Genomic DNA, 15,803 nt, shown 5'->3' on the forward strand with positions numbered 1-15,803 from the left:
GAGCCCATGGCCACCGTCAAGGTCACCGACGACAGCTTCGACGCCGACGTCCTGAAATCGTCCACCCCGGTGCTGGTCGACTTCTGGGCCGAGTGGTGCGGCCCCTGCAAGCAGATCGGACCGGCCCTCGAGCAGATCGCCGACGAACTGGCGGGCAAGGTCACCATCGCCAAGGTCAATATCGACGACAGCCCGATGGCGCCGTCGCGCCTCGGGGTGAAGGGCATTCCGACCCTCATGCTGTTCAAGGACGGCCAGCTGGCCTCGATGAAGGTCGGCGCCATGCCCAAGGGCAAGATCGTCGAATGGCTGGCGGAAGCCGGCATCTCGGCCGCCTGATCCGGTCGAGGCCTCAGTCGGGCCAGGTCTCGCGGCTCGCGCCCAGCACCTCGCCCGCGAGGTAGAGCGAGCCGCAGATGACCACCCGCCCGGCCCCGAGACGGAGCGCGCGGTCCAGCGCCTCCGTGGCCGAGGCGCAGGCGGTCGCTCCGAGCCCGTGTCCCCGCGCCACCGCCGCCAGAGCCTCCGGCTCGGCCGCCGCGCCCTCGAACGGGACGGTGAAGATGGCCGCGCCGGTCTCCTTCAGCGCTTCGAAGAAGCCGCCCGCGTCCTTGTTGGCCAGCATGCCGACGATCAGGGCCAACGGCCGGGGCGCGCGGGCCTGCCGCTCCAGCAGCGCCTCGGCCAAGGCCCGGCCCGCGTGCGGATTGTGCCCGCCGTCCAGCCATAGCTCGGCGTCCGCCACCCGCGCCGCCCCGGCGTACGGTCCCGCCGTCAGCCGCTGCATCCGCGCCGGCCAGTGAACCGTCCGCAGGCCTTGGGCGATGGCGGCCTCCGGCAGGTCCAGTTCCAGCGCCACGGCGACGGCCAGCCCCGCGTTAGCGATCTGGTGCGGCCCCGCCAGCGCCGGGGCGGGCAGGTCGAGGAAGCGGCTCTGGTCCTGGAACGCCAGGCCGCCGCGCTCGGCCCAGGCGTCGAAATCCACCCCCATCACCGTCAGCGGCGCCCGCACCGCGTCGGCGGCGATCTCGATCGCGGCCATCGCCTCCTCCAGCTGACGGGCGACCAGTCCGCGCGCGCCGGCCTTGAGGATGCCGGCTTTCTCGACGGCGACGCCGCGCAGGCTGGTCCCGAGGAACTCCGCATGATCGAGGTCCACCGGCGTGATGACGCTGAGCAGCGGGCGCTCGATGACATTGGTGGCGTCCAGAACGCCGCCGAGCCCGACCTCGACGACAGCCAGATCGGCCGGGGTCTCGCTCATGGCGACAAAGGCGGCGGCGGTGGTGCTCTCGAACACCGTGGCCTTGCTGCCGGAAGCGTCGATGGCGGCCTCGACCCGGTCGAGGATGGCGTTCAGCGGGGCGTCGTCGATCAACCGCCCCGCCAGCCGGATTCGCTCATTGAACCGAACCAGGTGGGGCGAGGTGTAGGCGTGGACGCGCAGGCCCGCCGCCTCGGCGATGGCGCGGATGAAGGCGACCGTCGAACCCTTGCCGTTGGTGCCGGCGACGTGGATCACCGGCGGCAGGCGGTGCTGGGGCTCGCCGAGGGCGGCGCACAGCACCCGCATCCGGTCCAGCGACAGGTCGATGCGCTGCGGGTGGCGGGCGCGCAGGCGTTCGGAGATCGGATCCACGGGCGTCAGGCCGCCCGGCGCTTCCCGCCCATCAGCATCGACAGGATCCGGCCCAGGACCTTGGGCAGTTCGGCCCGCGTGACCACGCGGTCGACCATGCCCTTCTCCTGCAGGTATTCGGCGCGCTGGAATCCCGGCGGCAGCTTCTCGCGGATTGTCGCCTCGATGACGCGCGGACCGGCGAAGCCGATCAGGGCGCCGGGCTCGGCCAGGTGGACGTCGCCGAGCATGGCGTAGCTGGCGGTGACGCCGCCGGTGGTCGGGTCGGTCAGCACCACGACGAAGGGCAGTTGCGCCGCCTTCAGTTCCTGGATGGCGAGCGTCGTGCGCGCCATCTGCATCAGGCTGAGGGCGCCCTCCTGCATCCGCGCCCCGCCGGCGGCGGTGAAGCAGACCAGCGGCACGCCGCGTTCGATGGCGGCCCGGGCCGCGGCGATGAAGGCCTCGCCCGCGGCCATGCCCAGCGACCCGCCCATGAAGGTGAAGTCCTGCACGATGACCACCGCCGGCGTGCCGTCCAGCTCGCCGAAGCCGATGGCCATGGTGTCCTTGCGTCCGGCCGCCTTGCGCGCCGCCGCCAGCCGCTCCCTGTAGGGTTTGCCGTCGGAGAATTTGAGCGGGTCCTCGGGAACTTCGGGCGTGTCGATCGGCTCGTACTCGCCGTCGTCGAAGGTAAAGCGCAGCCGCGTAGGGGCGTCGATGCGCATGTGCCGGCCCGAGGGCGTGACCCACAGCGACCCTTCGAGGTCGGAGCGGTACAGCATCTCGCCGGTGTCGGGATCCTTGACCCACAGGTTGTCGGGCGTGTCGCGCCGGCTGACGATCTTGCGCACGCCGGGCGCGAAACGGCTCAGCCAGCCGCCGCGCTTCTCCTGCTGGGGTTTGTTCTTGTCGACCATGAGCGGCGCTTTAGACGGTTTCCGACGTCCTTGCACCCCGGACCGCGTCCGCGAGGGCCCTGACCCTGGCCAGAACGCGCCCGGCGACGGGTTCGTTCGCCCCCAGCGCCGCCGCCACCTCGTCGACCAGCACCGATCCGGCCACGACGGCGTCGGCCACCCGGGCGATCTCGGCCGCCCGCTCCGGCGTCTTCACCCCGAAGCCGACCGCCACCGGCAGGCCCGAGGCCTTGCGCACACGTTCGACGGCGGGGGCCACCGACAGGGCCTGCGCCTCCTTGACCCCCGTCACGCCCGCCACCGAGACGTAGTAGACGAAGCCCGAGGTGCGTTCGGCGATGATCTTCAGCCGGGCGTCGTCCGAAGTCGGCGTGGCCAGCCGGATCAGCGACACCCGCGCCGCGTCCAGCGCGTCCGACAGCGGTCCCGCCTCCTCCGGCGGGCAGTCGACGACGATGACCCCGTCCACGCCCGAAGCCGCCGCGTCCCCGGCGAAAGTCTGGTAGCCGTAGGTTTCGATGGGATTGAGGTAGCCCATCAGAATCACCGGCGTGTCGGCGTCGCCGTCGCGGAACGCCTTCGCCAGATCGAGCGTGCCTCTCAGCGTCAGCCCCGCCCTGAGCCCGCGCAGGGCGGCGCGCTGGATCGGCGGTCCCTCGGCCATCGGATCGGAGAAGGGGAAGCCCAGCTCAATGAAGTCGGCCCCGGCCGCCGGCAGGCCGCGCAGGATCTCCAGCGCCTGCTCGCGGGTGGGATCGCCGGCCATGACATAGGCCACGAACCCGGCCCGGCCCTCGGCCTTCAGCGCCGCGAAACGGGCGTCGATACGCGCGGTGGTCATTGCTGCGGGGCCGCCGCTCCCGGCTGGCCGGCGGCGCAGACGTCGCCCGGGATCGGGGCGAAGCCGAGGTAGCCGGTCGCTTCCGGTCCGGCCGGGCGCGAGGTGTCGTAGAAGGCCTGCATCTGCAGCCCGTCGCAGCCGCCGCCGTCGCGCCGGCGCACGAAGACCACGCGGTTGTCGTCGCCGCCGGCCGGGAGCCATCCCTGCGCCTGGAACTCGGCGACATAGGCGTCCGCCAGGGTCCCGATGGCGACCAGCGGGGCGCTGACGCAGAAGGCCTTGCCGGCCAGACCGTAGAGGTTGCCGCAATCGGGCGCCGGCGTCGCGCCCGGCAGCACCAGGCTCTCCGGAGCCGCCGTCTGGGCCGCGGCCGAGCCGGCCAGAAGCGCCGCCGAGGCGGCTAGAAGAATGAGTTTCATAAGTCCTAGAGCTCCACGCCCAGATGCTTCGCCACGGCGAAGATGTCCTTGTCGCCCCGCCCACACATATTGAGCACGACATCGCCCCCCTTGCCCACTTCCTTCGCGACCTCGCCGACCCGGGCGAGGGCGTGGCTGGGCTCCAGGGCGGGAATGATGCCCTCGAGCCTGGAGCACAGCTGGAAGGCCTCCAGCGCCTCGGCGTCGGTCGCGGCCCTATATTCGGCGCGGCCGATGTCCTTGAGCCAGGCGTGCTCGGGCCCGATGCCGGGATAGTCGAGACCGGCCGAGATCGAATGGCCCTCGAGGATCTGGCCGTCGTCGTCCTGCAGCAGATAGGTGCGGTTGCCGTGCAGCACGCCGGGACGGCCGCCCTGCAGGGAGGCGGCGTGGTCCGGACCGTCGAGCCCGCGACCGGCCGCCTCGACGCCGATCAGGCGCACGCCGGCGTCCTCGATGAAGGGGTGGAACAGGCCAATGGCGTTCGAGCCGCCGCCGATGGCCGCCACGCAGGCGTCCGGCAGCTTCTCCTTGCGGGCCAGCATCGAGGCGCGGACCTCGCGGCCGATCACCGCCTGGAAGTCGCGCACCATGGCCGGATAGGGATGTGGGCCAGCGGCGGTGCCGATCAGGTAGTAGGTATCCTCGACATTGGTCACCCAGTCCCGCATCGCCTCGTTCATGGCGTCCTTGAGCGTGGCCCGCCCGGCCGTCACCGGCACGACCTCGGCGCCGAGCAGCTTCATGCGGAAGACGTTGGGCTGCTGTCGCTCGACGTCGGTGGCGCCCATGTAGATCACGCACGGCAGGCCGAAGCGGGCGCACACCGTCGCCGTCGCGACGCCGTGCTGGCCGGCGCCGGTCTCGGCGATGATCCGCGTCTTGCCCATGCGCATGGCCAGCAGAATCTGGCCCATGCAGTTGTTCACCTTGTGGGCGCCGGTGTGGTTCAGCTCGTCGCGCTTGAACCAGATGTCGGCGCCGCCATGGTGCGCTGTCAGCCGCTCGGCCAGATACAGGGGGCTGGGGCGGCCGACGTAGTCGGTCAGGAAGCCGTCCAGCTCGGCCTGGAAAGATGGATCCGCTTTCGCCGCCTCATAGGCCGCGTTCAGCTCGTGGATCAGCGGCATCAGCGTCTCGGCCACGAACCGGCCGCCGTAGGGGCCGAAGCGGCCTTCGGCGTCGGGCATGGCGTAGCTGTTGGGAAGGATGGCGTTCACGGGAAATGTCTCGCCCACGATCTGGGCTTTTTGGGGAGCGGCGGAAATCAGGCCGAACGCGCCGCCTCGAGGAAGGCCGCGATCAGGGCAGCGTCCTTAACACCCGGGGCGGTTTCCACGCCAGAGGACACATCGACCGCGGGCGCGCCGGAGATGTGGACGGCGTCGGAGACATTGTCCGGGGTCAGCCCGCCGGCGAGGAACCATGGGCGGCGAAAGGTCCGGTCGGCGAGCAGGGTCCAGTCGAACCGGACCCCGACGCCGCCGGGCAGGTTCGAGCCTTCGGGCGGCCTGGCGTCGAACATCAGGTGATCGGCGAACGGCTCCCAGGCCTCGGCTTCGGCGAAGTCCTCGTGCGCGCGGATCGGCAGGGCCTTGACGATACCGGCGCCGGTGAGGGTGCGAACCTGTTCCGCCCGGGCCGGGCTCTCGGCGCCGTGCAGCTGGATCAGGTCGGGCTTCAGGATCAGGGCGATCTCGGTCAGCAGGGCGTCGTCGGCGTCAACGGTCACGGCCACGATCTTCGCCTTTCCTGGACCTTGGCCGCGGGCCCGTTCGAACAGGGTGGCGGCGTGCAGCGGATCGAGGTGGCGCGGGCTCTTCGGGAAGATCACGGCGCCGACGAAGGCCGCCCCGCCGGCGAGGGCGGCGTCGAGCGTTTCCGGCGTCGTCAGGCCGCAGATCTTGACGGAGGTCATGCCGCGAAGATGGCGTCGATCTGCGCCGAGTCCAGCAGACGCCATTCGCCGGGAGCGAGATCGTCGGGAAGGACGAGGCCGCCGATGCGCTCGCGGTGCAGGGTCTCGACGTGGTTGCCGACGGCGGCGAACATGCGGCGGACCATATGATAGCGGCCCTCGGTGACCGTCAGCCGCGCCTCGGTCGGCGACAGCACCTCCAGTTCGGCGGGGGCGAGCGGCTTGTCCTCGCCCTCCAGCACCAGTCCACCGGCGGCGAACAGGGCCTGTTCGGTTCCGGCCAGTGGCCGGGCCAGCGTGGCGCGGTAGACCTTTGCCACGTGGCGTTTGGGGGAGATGACCCTGTGGAGCAGGTCGCCGTCGTCGGTAAGCAGGAGCAGGCCGGTCGTCTGCTTGTCGAGGCGGCCGATGGTCGAGATGGCGGGGTCGCGGCGGCGCCAGCGGTCGGGCAGGACGTCATAGACCAGCGCCCCGTCCTCCTTGTGCGAACAGGTCATGCCCAGCGGTTTGTGCAGCATCAGGACGAGGCCGGGCGGCGGATCGAGCGGCCGGCCGTCGACCTGCATCCGGGAGGGAAGATCCGGCGTCACCGGAATGCGCTTCGACACCTCGGTCACCTCGACGCCGTCGAGGACGATGCCGCCGGCCTTGCCAAGCCGGGCCATCTCGGTTCGCGAACCGTAGCCCATGGAGCCGAGCAGGCGGTCGACGCGCATGCTCACGGGCTTGCTCACTTCACCGCCTCGATCACCTTGTAGCCGCCCTTGTCGGCCACGGGGCGCGAGCGTTTGAAGGCGCCGGCGATGTCGGCCTCGTAGGGCAGGTGGCGGTTGGCGACGAGCCAGAGGACGCCGCCCTTCTTCAGCATGGCCGCGGCCTGACGGATGAAGGCCTGGCCGAGCCGGCGGTCCTCGGCGCCGCCGTCGTGGAAGGGCGGATTCATGACCACGAAGTCGAGGTCGCCACTCGCCTCCACGGTGCGGGCGTCGGCCCATTCGAAGCTCGCGCGGGGATCCTCGACGTTGCGGCGGGCGGCCTCGACGGCGCGGCGGTCGAGATCGATCAGGCGCAGGGCGGTCACGGCCGGAGAGCGCAGCACCACCGTGGCCAGCGCGCCGTAGCCGCAGCCGAGATCCGCGCCTACGCCCTTCAGCGGCGGCAGGGCCTGGGCCAGCAGGAGAGTGCCGGCGTCGACGCGGTCCCAGGCGAAGACGCCCGGCTGGGACCAGGCCTCCAGACCGGAGACGGCTCGCGGCGCCCCGGCCTCGATCGCCTCTTCCAGACCCTCGACCGTCTGCGGCTTCACGACCACGCAGCGGCGGTGGTGGGCCTTGGCGCTCTCGCCGACCTCGAGGCCGAAGGCGGACAGCTCCTTCTTCAGGCGGGAGCCGCCCTTGTCCTTGGGGGCCATGACGTCGAGGCGGCCGCCGGGCTTCAGCGCGCGCAGGGCGAGGGCGAGGGTATGGCGCCGCTCCAGCACCCCGGGCGGGGCGTAGATCATGGCGGCGTCGGCCGAGCTTTCGGGCACGGACTCGAGCGGCGTGGAGCCGGGGATCAGGGGCGAGGTCTGGATCGCGTCGCCGGGGGGATCGAACACCGCCGGGGGGCGGCCGTAGAGGAGGGTCGTCATCAAAGGGCCTGTGCAATCTGGTCGACGGCCCCGGCCGGCGAATACTGGCTGGTGTCCACCGCCAGCGAAGGCGGGGGCATGCCGCCGGTGGCGAACACGCCCTTGTCCAGCAAGTCGGCGAACAGGACCGGATCGGTGAGTTTTCCGGTGTCCCGGCGGGATTGGGTCCCGATCCGCGCCTTGAGCACCTCCGCCGGAGCGGTCAGCTCCACCAGCAGGGTTCGGCCGCCGGCGCGGCGGGCCTGATCCAGAAGGCCCGGGATGAAACCGGAATCCACCGACGGCTCGGGTGTGAAGGTGAAGATCAGGCCATCGATCCCCGCGGCGAACGCGGCCTCGAACGCCGTGCGCCAGACCGCCGCCCGCAGATCGCGAAAACCGGGTGTGCCGAAGTCGAACAGGCTGAGCGCCAGGTCGACCGTCAGATGATTGTGGAACAGTCGAAATCCCGTGCGCTCGGCCAGCCGGCGGGCCACGGTCAGCTTGCCGACGGCCGGGGGGCCGTACAGGACGATAAGGGTGGTCATTCCCGGCCTATAGCGGCCTCAGGCGGCGGGCGCGACCGCCACGTCGTGGAGCAGGGCCCCGAAGCGGCGCAGGGCCTCGTCGCTGAGCACCGGGTCATAGCGCATCGGCGGGGCGGTCATCGGCTCGTCGAAGCTGTGGGTGCCGTCGGCGATCCACGTCTCGACCTCGGCGCCGCAGTCGCGGATCATGGCGTGGACCCGCTCGGCGTTGCGGACCGTGGTGAGGTGATCGGAGCGGGCGATCACCGCCAGGGTCTTCGGGCAGTGCCGCCACGGCCGCATCCGGTTGAAGGCGGCGACGCCGACATACGGATAGGCCAGGTAGGTGGCGATGACGCCATCGAGGCTGACTGCGCCGGGATCGGCGACGCCCAGCGCCGGCCGGGAGCGGTCGGCGCTCATGGCCTCCATGATACCCCAGCCGCCGTGGCTCCAGCCGGCCAGGGCGATCTTCGAGGCGTCGACGTCGGGGCGCTGCGACACGGCCTGCAGGGTGGCGAGAATGTCGCCGGCCCGGTCGTGGCCGCGCAGCAGCAGGCCGGTGCAGACGGTGGCCATGGCGAACGCCCGGCTCCAGCCGCGCGGGCCGTAGGAGTCAACGGTGAAGGCGCGCCAGCCCGCCTGTCTGGCCACTTCGGCGTATTTCGGCAGATGGCCGCGCAGGCCGCCGCAGCCGTGGAACAGAAGCACCGCGGGACGCGGCCGGTCGTCGTCGGGGCCGACCATGGTGGTGTGGGGCTCAAGCCGGGCCCAGCGCTGGGAGAGGGTGTCCATAGGCGCCACCATAGCGAAGGGCGGGGGTGGAGGAAGGCGGGATCGGTCTGGCAGGTTTTATCCGGGTGAAACCGGAATTTCGGTGTGTCAGAGTCGGCAGGGTCGGCGCCGGAATTCGCTGTGTCAGAGTGGGCAGAGTCGGCATGGCCCGGGATGGGCGGGAGACGGACACCGGCCTGGGCGGCGGGCGGGAGAGCTGCGATGTCAAAGACCGGCGGGCATTATGGGGCCGCCGCTTCCTCAGGCGCGTTCAGGGCGCTGACTTTTTCGCAAGCCGTTGGAATCGCCAGAGCTCGTCCGCGAAAGTGTGATGGCTGGCGGCGGATAGCCAGCATGCTCCAGGAAGCGAGAAGGTGGAACGGCAGAGCTTGGGTTCAACCGTCCTGCAGCGACTTTCCGAAACAAGCGGCGTCGGACCGACCGATGTAGCGACCGTAGGCGGCGATCCGGACATAGCCCGAGCGTTCGTAGAAGGCGACGGCCCGGCTGTTCACCCGGCGCGTCTCCAGTCGGACTGTTTCATACCCATCGGACCGCGCCCGGCGTTCCAGCGCGACCAGAAGGGCGGCCCCGACGCCGCGACTCCCCGGGACCGCATACATCCGCTTTATCTCGGCGACGCCGGGCTCCAGCGGCCGGTAGCCTCCGCGACCGAGCGCCTCGCCCTCGGGGCCATGAGCCAGCAGGAAACAGGCTCCGGCGCCGCGCACATCGTCGGGGTCGAACGACGCCCGACCGCTTGCGCCGGTGAGCGCCTCAAGCGTCCGCGACAGGGCGTCCAGCAGGGCGCGCGCCGCCTCATCGCCGGGGTCGGCGGCTTCAACGCGGATGATGGGCGCCGTTCTGATCAATGCCGGAACACACGCACGCCGGTGAAGGCCATGGCGACGCCCTGTTCGTCGGCGGCGGCGATGACCTCGTCGTCGCGGATGGAGCCGCCGGGCTGGATCACGGCGGTGGCGCCGGCGGCGACGGCTTCGAGCAGGCCGTCGGCGAAGGGGAAGAAGGCTTCGGAGGCGCAGGCGGAGCCCTGGGCGAGGGAGTGGGCCAAGCCTTTCGCCTCGCCGGCCTCGTGGGCGCGGATGGCCGCGATGCGGGCGCTGTCGCGGCGGTTCATCTGACCGGCGCCGATGCCGGCGGTCTGGCCGTCCCTGGCATAGACGATGGCGTTGGACTTGACGTGCTTTGCCACGGTGAAGGCGAACAGCATGTCCTCGATCTCCTGCGGCGTCGGCTGGCGGCGGGTGACGATCTTCAGGTCCGACGGGGCGATACGCGAGCGGTCGCGGCCCTGCACGAGGAAGCCGCCGGCGACCGAACGGAACACCTCGCCGGCCGCCAGCGGATCGGGCAGGCCGTCGGTGAGCAGCAGGCGCAGGTTCTTCTTCGCTGCGAAGATCGACCGGGCCTCGTCGGAGGCGCCGGGGGCGATGACGACCTCGGTGAAGATGTCGGTGATCAGCTTCGCGTCGGCGCCCGACAGCGGCCGGTTCACCGCCACCACGCCGCCGAAGGCCGAGACGGCGTCGCACTCCAGCGCCCGGGCGTAGGCCTCGGTCAGGTCGTGGCCGACCGCCACGCCGCAGGGATTGGCGTGTTTGACGATGACGCAGGCCGGGGCCTCGAATTCGGCGACCAGTTCGTAGGCGGCGTCGGCGTCGGCGATGTTGTTGTAGCCGAGCTCCTTGCCCTGCAGCTGGCGCGCGTTGGCGACGCCGGGGCGGTACTCTCCGGTGCGGTAGAAGGCGCCGGTCTGGTGCGGGTTCTCGCCGTAGCGCAGGGTCTGGACCAGCGAACCGGCGACCGACTTGCGCGCCGGGGCGGCGTCGCCGACCTGTCCGGCGAACCAGCCTGAAACGGCAGCGTCATAGGCGGCGGTGCGGGCGAAGGCCCGGGCGGCGAGGCGCTTGCGCAGTTCCAGGCTGGTGGCACCGTCGGCCTTCAGGGCCGCCAGCACTTCGTCGAGCCCGGTCTTGTCGACGCAGACGGCGACGTAGCCGTGGTTCTTGGAGGCCGAGCGGATCATGGCCGGGCCACCGATGTCGATGTTTTCGACCGCCGCCTCGAAACCGCCCCCGGAAGCAACTGTTGATTCGAACGGGTACAGATCGATCCAGGCGATATCGATGCCGCCGATGCCGTGCTCCTGCATCGCCCGCGCGTGCGAGGGCTCGTCGCGCACGCCGAGCAGGCCGCCGTGGACCACCGGGTGCAGGGTCTTGACCCGGCCGTCCATCATCTCGGGGAAGCCGGTCAGGTCGGCCACGTCCTTCACCGGCAGGCCGAAGCCGGCGATGGCGGCGCGAGTGCCGCCGGTCGAGACCAGTTCGACGCCGAGATCGTGCAGGGCGCGCGCCGCCGCCTCCAGCCCGGTCTTGTCGCTCAGCGAGATCAGCGCGCGCTTCGGCGCCACGCAGTCGGGCGCGGGAGGAAAGTCGGGAGCGGCGGGCATGGCGGCGTCCGTAATGCTGGAGGTCGGGGAGACGGGGCGCGTCTAGCACTGTCCGCGCGCGGATTGAACCGCCGCCGTTCAGCGGCAGGGCATGGTCAGGGTGAAGCGTGTCTCCGTGCGGTCTGAGCGGACCGTGAGTTGGCCGCCGTGCGCTCTGGCGATCTCCGAAGCGATGTGGAGACCGAGCCCGAGCCCCTGGCGGCTTTGGCGCACCTGGCCACGGAAGAAGGGCTGGAACAGCCGCTCCATCGCCGCCGCGGGGATCGGCTCGCCGGCGTTGCTGACGGACAGGGTCAGCCGTCCGTCGGCCGTCGATGCGGACAGGCCGATCGGGCCGCGGGGATCGCCATGGGCGACAGCGTTGCCGAGGAGATTGGAGACGAGCTGGCCGATCCGGCCCTCGTCGAAGCTGACGGGTTCCTTCAGGGCGAAATCGCAGACGAAGGTTCGGCTCGGCTGGGCGATTTCCAGCTCCGCCATCACCTGACGCAGCACCGGCTCCAGAGGAGCGACCTCGCGCTGGATGGAAATGCCGCTGCCCAGCCGGCCCCGGGCGAAGTCCATCACATCGTCGATCAGATCGGCCATACGATGGACGCTGGTCTCCATCATCTCCAGCACCCGGAGGGTCTTTTCGCTGGTGGTCTCCCGACGCAGGAGACGCGTCGCGCCGACGATGGACGCGAGGGGATTTCGGAGATCGTGGCCCAGCACGGCGATGAACTGCTCCCGGAGCTCCGCCGTAGATTTCTCGTCTTTCAGGCGCTGGATCGCCTCCGCCTCCCGGCCCTGCAGGTCGCGTTCGTAATTTCGCCGTTCGGCGGCGCGGACCAGAATCATCCGGGCGCCGACGTGCCGGTCCTCGCCATCCCGCAACGCGCGGGCGCTGATCAGGACCGGCAGCCGCTCCGACGGCCCTGTGGCCAGATCGAGGGCCACTTCCTCCAGCTCCCGCTGCAGGCTGAGCGCGGGAGCGAAATTGGTCTCGTAAAAAATGCGGCCCGGAAGCGTGAGCAGATCGCGCAGGTGTTTTCCGGCCAGCTCGTCCGGATCGGCCCCGATCCAGCCTGCCAGAGTGCGGTTGGCGCGCGTGATGCGACCGTCGGGCGACAAAATGACATAGCCACAGGGCGCGTCCTCGAAGAGCGCTTCAAGCTCGTCGTAGCCGGGACGCCCCGGCGCGCCTTTGGTGGTGTCAGACAAATCCGCGGATCGCCTCGACGACCTCCTCGGGCGCGCTCAGGTTCGGGCAATGTCCCGTCGCCTTCAGCACGATCAGCCGGCTGCCGGCGATCTGGTCCCGCAGAAAATCGCCGATGGAGAGCGGCGCAATGATGTCGTCGCTGCATTGCAGGATCAGGGTCGGATGCGACACCCTCGCGAGATCCTCGCGATTGTCGGCGGTGAAGGTCACCCGCGCAAACCCCCTGGCGATCTCCGGATCCATGCGGCAGAAGCTTTCCGTCAGCTCCTGGCCCAGCTCGGGCCGATCGGCGTTGCCCATGATCGCGGGCGCCATTGCCTGGGACCAGGCCATGGGATTCTCGCCGAGGAAGGCCAGCAACTCCTCGATCTGATCGACCGTGAACCCTCCGACGTAGCCCTCGTCGTCGATATAGCGCGGCGAGGGGGCGACGAGGACGAGTTTGGAGAACAGGTCCGGCTTCTTCAGGGCGGCGAGAACGCCAATCATGGCGCTGACCGAATGGCCGACGAAGACGACGCCGCTGAGCCCGAGCTCCTCGATGACATCGATCACGTCGTCGGCGTAGCCGGACAGCTGAGAGTACCGCTCCGGATCATAGGCATCGAGCGACGATCCGCCGGCTCCGACGAAGTCGAACAGCACGGTCCGGAAATCGTCCTCGAACGCCGGGGCCACGAACCGCCACATGTTCTGGTCGCAGCCGAAGCCGTGCGCGAACATCATGGGCGCGTCCCCGCGGCCACGCACTCGTACGTTGTGTCGTTCGGTGGCGGTCACGTCAGCCCTCCGGCCAGGGAGGCCGGGCTCCACCTTAGATGCCGCGGGGGAAGGCGCAAGCGGCGCCGTGGGCCGCGCGCCGGGTCTCAGCCATTCAGCCGACTGAAATCGACCACCATCGGCTCCCGCCCGATCAGCGCCAGAAACTTCCGGAAGTCCGCCTGCGTCAGGGCCGTCGTGGCGGTGTTGGTCAGGGGGTGGAAGTTGACGATGTCCGCGTCCCACAGGGCCTTGTCGAGGACGAAGGTGACGCGCTGGTCCGGGTCGTTGATCAGGCCGAGGGCGGTCACCGAGCCGGGGGTCAGGCCGAGGGTCTCGTAGAGCAGGGCTTCGTTTCCGAACGACAACCGGTCGGAGCCGATGACCTTCGGGGCGCGCTTCAGGTCGACCACCGTGTCCTGCCGGGCGGAGATCAGCCAGAGTTTCCCCTTCTTGTCCTTGAGGAACAGATTCTTGGTATGGGCGCCGGGCATGGCGGCCTTTAGCTCGTGGCCCTCGTCAACGCGGAAGACGGCGGGATGGTCGTGCGTGGTCGCGGCCACACCGTTCTGCGCCAGCCACGCCAGCAGGCGGTCACGGTCGAAAGCGGGCGTCTTGTGTTCGGTCATGGGGCGCAGCTAGTGAGGAACGAGAACCCCCGATACCGTCCGGAGCGCCGCCGTGGAACTGGAATGCTATCCGATGTCGGACCAGCCGTGCGACCTGGTGCCGGGCCGGCAGGCGCGCGACTGGATGGACGCCTTCCCCAGCCGGCACCCCTACCGCTGCCTGCCGCTGTCGATGGCCAACACCACCGGCTGGGAGGTGCTGTGCCCGATCGCCTTCACCGCCGAGTGGAACGGCGGCCCGAGCCAGAACGACATCGTCATCACGCCCGACCGGCACGCGCCGAACCTGCACCACATCGTCACCTCGCATTTCTCGCGCGGGGTGATCACGATGCACCCGCAGTATCTGTTCCGCACACCGCCCGGCTGGGGGCTGCTGGCCACCGGCGCGCCCAACCACGTCAAGGACGGCATCGCCCCGCTGACGGGCCTGATCGAGACGGACTGGCTGCCCTTCCCCTTCACCATGAACTGGCTGTTCACCCGGCCCGGGCGGGTCAAGTTCGAACGCGGCGAGCCATTCTGCTTCATCACCCCGATCGAGCACCGCAAGGCCGAGGCCTTCGAGCCGGTGATCCGCTCGATCGACTCCAATCCGGTGATGAAGGGGCAGTTCGAGGCCTGGAATCGTCAGCGCACCGACTTCAACCGGCGGCTGGCCTCGGGCGATCCCGACGCGGCCAAGGAGGCGTGGCAGCGCTTCTACTTCAAGGGCGAACTGCCCGAGGAGCTGGGCACGGCGCCGGAGACGCACTCGAACAAGCGGCGGCTGAAGACGCCGAGGCTGGGGTGACAAAAAGCCCCTCCGCCGGCGGCGAAGGGGCCTTCCGGTCCTACATGGGCCGCGGCACGCGCGGACCGAGGTTCTGGATCACCTCGCGGGCGTCGAAGGCGTTCGGATCGCCGGCCGGCTTGGGCCCGTTGCCGACCACGATCTCGGCGGTGGCCTCGTACCGGTCGATCTCGCGGATATCCATCTCCGGGCCGAACGGGTCGCGCCACGGGCTCCAGTAGCCGCGGCGGTAGTAGCGCCACGACGGGCCCCAGAACGGGCGGTAGCGGTCGTAATAGAACGGGTCGGGCGAGGCCGAGTAGCGCACGTCGCGATCGGTGACTCGGTTGACGGTGGCGAACCAGTCGTGGCCGCTCTCCAGCGTGACCTCGGCGGCGCGCAGCAGCAGCGACATCTCGACCTGCTCGCGCGAGGTCACCGAATTGCCGGCGAAGCTGACGCGGAAGCGGTCGTCGTCGACCCGCATGTCGGAATAGCCGTAGCGGCTGCCGTGTCCGGCCGGGCCGTAGGGGGTCGCCGTCGCGCAGGCGGAGAGCGCCAGCGCCGCCGTCATGGCCAGCAGGACGGGCTTGAGGACGCGAGTCTTCATGGGAATTCTCCTTGGGCGCCCAGAAAACGCCTTGGCTGCTGAACGGCACATGAACAACGCGGTTCCGCCACCGGACAAGCCTTTATAAACGCGTGACAATAAGCACCGACGCGGCCAGCAGCAGTCCGCCGGTGACCAGGGCGAAACCGCGCCGGAAACGCGGCTCCGACATGCGCCGGGCCAGCGCCGCGCCGCCCAGACCGTAGGCGGACATCGACAGCACGTCCATGCCGATGGTGGCGAGGGCGAACAGCGCCAGCTGGGGCGCGGCCGGCCGGTCCACGTCGAGGAACGGAGGCAGCACGGCGGTGAAGAACAGCACGGCCTTGGGGTTGGCGATCTAGACCATGAAGCCGTCCAGCAGCGCGCTGCGGCCGAGCCGGATCGTCGCGGCGTGCGGATCGGCGGCGGTGCGGAAGGCGCCGATCAGGGCGTTGAGCCCCAGCCAGGCGACGTAGAGGGCGCCGCCGATCGAGACCAGCCGGAACACCTGCGGAAAGGCGACCACCAGCGCGCCGAGTCCCAGCGCCGCCGCGCCGAACCACACCAGGGTGGCGGCGTTCATGCCGACGACGCCGGCCATGGCCCCGGCCGGGCCGCGCTGCACCCCGTTTGCGACCGAGAACAGGTTGGCCGGCCCCGGCGTCACGGCCATGACGGCCATGACCCCGAGGAAGGTCAGATAGAGGTGCGGATCGACGGGCAGGCCTGACATGGCCGCCGTGTCGCG

At 70.3% G+C, this 15,803-nt stretch carries 18 protein-coding genes and 1 pseudogene; 2 read left to right on the forward strand and 17 right to left on the reverse strand.

Features of this window, described 5'->3' with window-relative positions; genetic code table 11:
- Positions 1-6: 6 nt before the first annotated feature.
- Positions 7-339 (forward strand): thioredoxin, encoded by a 333-nt coding sequence (gene trxA, locus VEC04_RS08610; protein ID WP_324775841.1) that lies wholly within the window; start codon positions 7-9, stop codon positions 337-339.
- A 13-nt stretch (positions 340-352) separates the two neighbouring features.
- Here the strand turns inward: trxA and VEC04_RS08615 are convergent, their stop codons facing one another.
- From VEC04_RS08615 to VEC04_RS08685, 15 genes are all read right to left on the reverse strand, one after another.
- Positions 353-1,639, reverse strand: coding sequence for a folylpolyglutamate synthase/dihydrofolate synthase family protein (locus VEC04_RS08615; protein ID WP_324775843.1), 1,287 nt, complete (start codon positions 1,637-1,639; stop codon positions 353-355).
- Between the two features lie 5 nt (positions 1,640-1,644).
- The gene (locus tag VEC04_RS08620; RefSeq protein ID WP_324775845.1) at positions 1,645-2,538 is read right to left on the reverse strand and encodes an acetyl-CoA carboxylase carboxyltransferase subunit beta; all 894 of its coding nucleotides are present in this window, start codon (positions 2,536-2,538) and stop codon (positions 1,645-1,647) included.
- A 10-nt stretch (positions 2,539-2,548) separates the two neighbouring features.
- Positions 2,549-3,379 carry a tryptophan synthase subunit alpha gene (gene trpA, locus VEC04_RS08625; RefSeq protein WP_324775847.1) on the reverse strand — a complete coding sequence of 277 codons (831 nt, stop codon included), beginning with the start codon at positions 3,377-3,379 and terminating at the stop codon, positions 2,549-2,551.
- Entirely contained in the window at positions 3,376-3,798 is a 423-nt protein-coding gene (locus tag VEC04_RS08630) for a hypothetical protein (protein WP_324775849.1), read from the reverse strand. Before VEC04_RS08630 ends, trpA begins: the two co-directional genes overlap by 4 nt.
- Before the next feature lie 5 nt (positions 3,799-3,803).
- Positions 3,804-4,988: a tryptophan synthase subunit beta gene (gene trpB / locus VEC04_RS08635; protein WP_414642664.1), complete on the reverse strand. Its 1,185-nt coding sequence runs from the start codon at positions 4,986-4,988 to the stop codon at positions 3,804-3,806.
- A 77-nt stretch (positions 4,989-5,065) separates the two neighbouring features.
- A complete protein-coding gene (locus VEC04_RS08640; RefSeq protein WP_324775853.1) occupies positions 5,066-5,716 on the reverse strand; it encodes a phosphoribosylanthranilate isomerase in 651 nt (216 codons plus the stop codon).
- Positions 5,713-6,432, reverse strand: a complete 720-nt coding sequence (locus VEC04_RS08645; RefSeq protein WP_414642665.1) for a pseudouridine synthase — start codon at positions 6,430-6,432, stop codon at positions 5,713-5,715. Before VEC04_RS08645 ends, VEC04_RS08640 begins: the two co-directional genes overlap by 4 nt.
- A 14-nt stretch (positions 6,433-6,446) precedes the next feature.
- Complete coding sequence (locus tag VEC04_RS08650) at positions 6,447-7,346, reverse strand: class I SAM-dependent methyltransferase (RefSeq protein WP_324775857.1); 900 nt, start codon at positions 7,344-7,346, stop codon at positions 6,447-6,449.
- Complete coding sequence (locus VEC04_RS08655; RefSeq protein ID WP_324775859.1) at positions 7,346-7,873, reverse strand: AAA family ATPase; 528 nt, start codon at positions 7,871-7,873, stop codon at positions 7,346-7,348. The genes VEC04_RS08650 and VEC04_RS08655 overlap by 1 nt, the downstream gene beginning before the upstream one ends.
- A gap of 18 nt (positions 7,874-7,891) precedes the next feature.
- Positions 7,892-8,647, reverse strand: coding sequence for a dienelactone hydrolase family protein (locus VEC04_RS08660; protein WP_324775861.1), 756 nt, complete (start codon positions 8,645-8,647; stop codon positions 7,892-7,894).
- Between the two features lie 374 nt (positions 8,648-9,021).
- Positions 9,022-9,498 carry a GNAT family N-acetyltransferase gene (locus VEC04_RS08665; protein ID WP_324775863.1) on the reverse strand — a complete coding sequence of 159 codons (477 nt, stop codon included), beginning with the start codon at positions 9,496-9,498 and terminating at the stop codon, positions 9,022-9,024.
- Positions 9,495-11,099: a bifunctional phosphoribosylaminoimidazolecarboxamide formyltransferase/IMP cyclohydrolase gene (purH, locus tag VEC04_RS08670; RefSeq protein WP_324775865.1), complete on the reverse strand. Its 1,605-nt coding sequence runs from the start codon at positions 11,097-11,099 to the stop codon at positions 9,495-9,497. The genes VEC04_RS08665 and purH overlap by 4 nt, the downstream gene beginning before the upstream one ends.
- A gap of 78 nt (positions 11,100-11,177) precedes the next feature.
- Entirely contained in the window at positions 11,178-12,302 is a 1,125-nt protein-coding gene (locus VEC04_RS08675; protein ID WP_324775867.1) for a PAS domain-containing sensor histidine kinase, read from the reverse strand.
- Entirely contained in the window at positions 12,295-13,029 is a 735-nt protein-coding gene (locus tag VEC04_RS08680; protein WP_324775869.1) for an alpha/beta hydrolase, read from the reverse strand. The genes VEC04_RS08675 and VEC04_RS08680 overlap by 8 nt, the downstream gene beginning before the upstream one ends.
- Before the next feature lie 140 nt (positions 13,030-13,169).
- Positions 13,170-13,691 (reverse strand): prolyl-tRNA synthetase associated domain-containing protein, encoded by a 522-nt coding sequence (locus VEC04_RS08685; RefSeq protein ID WP_324775871.1) that lies wholly within the window; start codon positions 13,689-13,691, stop codon positions 13,170-13,172.
- A gap of 52 nt (positions 13,692-13,743) precedes the next feature.
- On the opposite strand from VEC04_RS08685, the gene VEC04_RS08690 reads away from it, so the two are divergent.
- On the forward strand, positions 13,744-14,484 hold the full coding sequence (locus VEC04_RS08690) for a DUF6065 family protein (RefSeq protein ID WP_324775873.1): 741 nt from the start codon (positions 13,744-13,746) through the stop codon (positions 14,482-14,484).
- A 40-nt stretch (positions 14,485-14,524) separates the two neighbouring features.
- Here VEC04_RS08690 and VEC04_RS08695 read toward each other — a convergent pair whose 3' ends face one another.
- Both VEC04_RS08695 and VEC04_RS08700 read right to left on the reverse strand, forming a co-directional pair.
- A complete protein-coding gene (locus tag VEC04_RS08695) occupies positions 14,525-15,073 on the reverse strand; it encodes a CC0125/CC1285 family lipoprotein (protein ID WP_324775875.1) in 549 nt (182 codons plus the stop codon).
- A gap of 82 nt (positions 15,074-15,155) precedes the next feature.
- Positions 15,156-15,788, reverse strand: a pseudogene (locus VEC04_RS08700) (LysE family translocator).
- Positions 15,789-15,803 lie beyond the last annotated feature (15 nt).

Origin of the sequence: Brevundimonas sp. (genome assembly GCF_035626535.1) — a bacterium.
In the GTDB taxonomy this organism is placed as follows: Bacteria; Pseudomonadota; Alphaproteobacteria; order Caulobacterales; family Caulobacteraceae; genus Brevundimonas.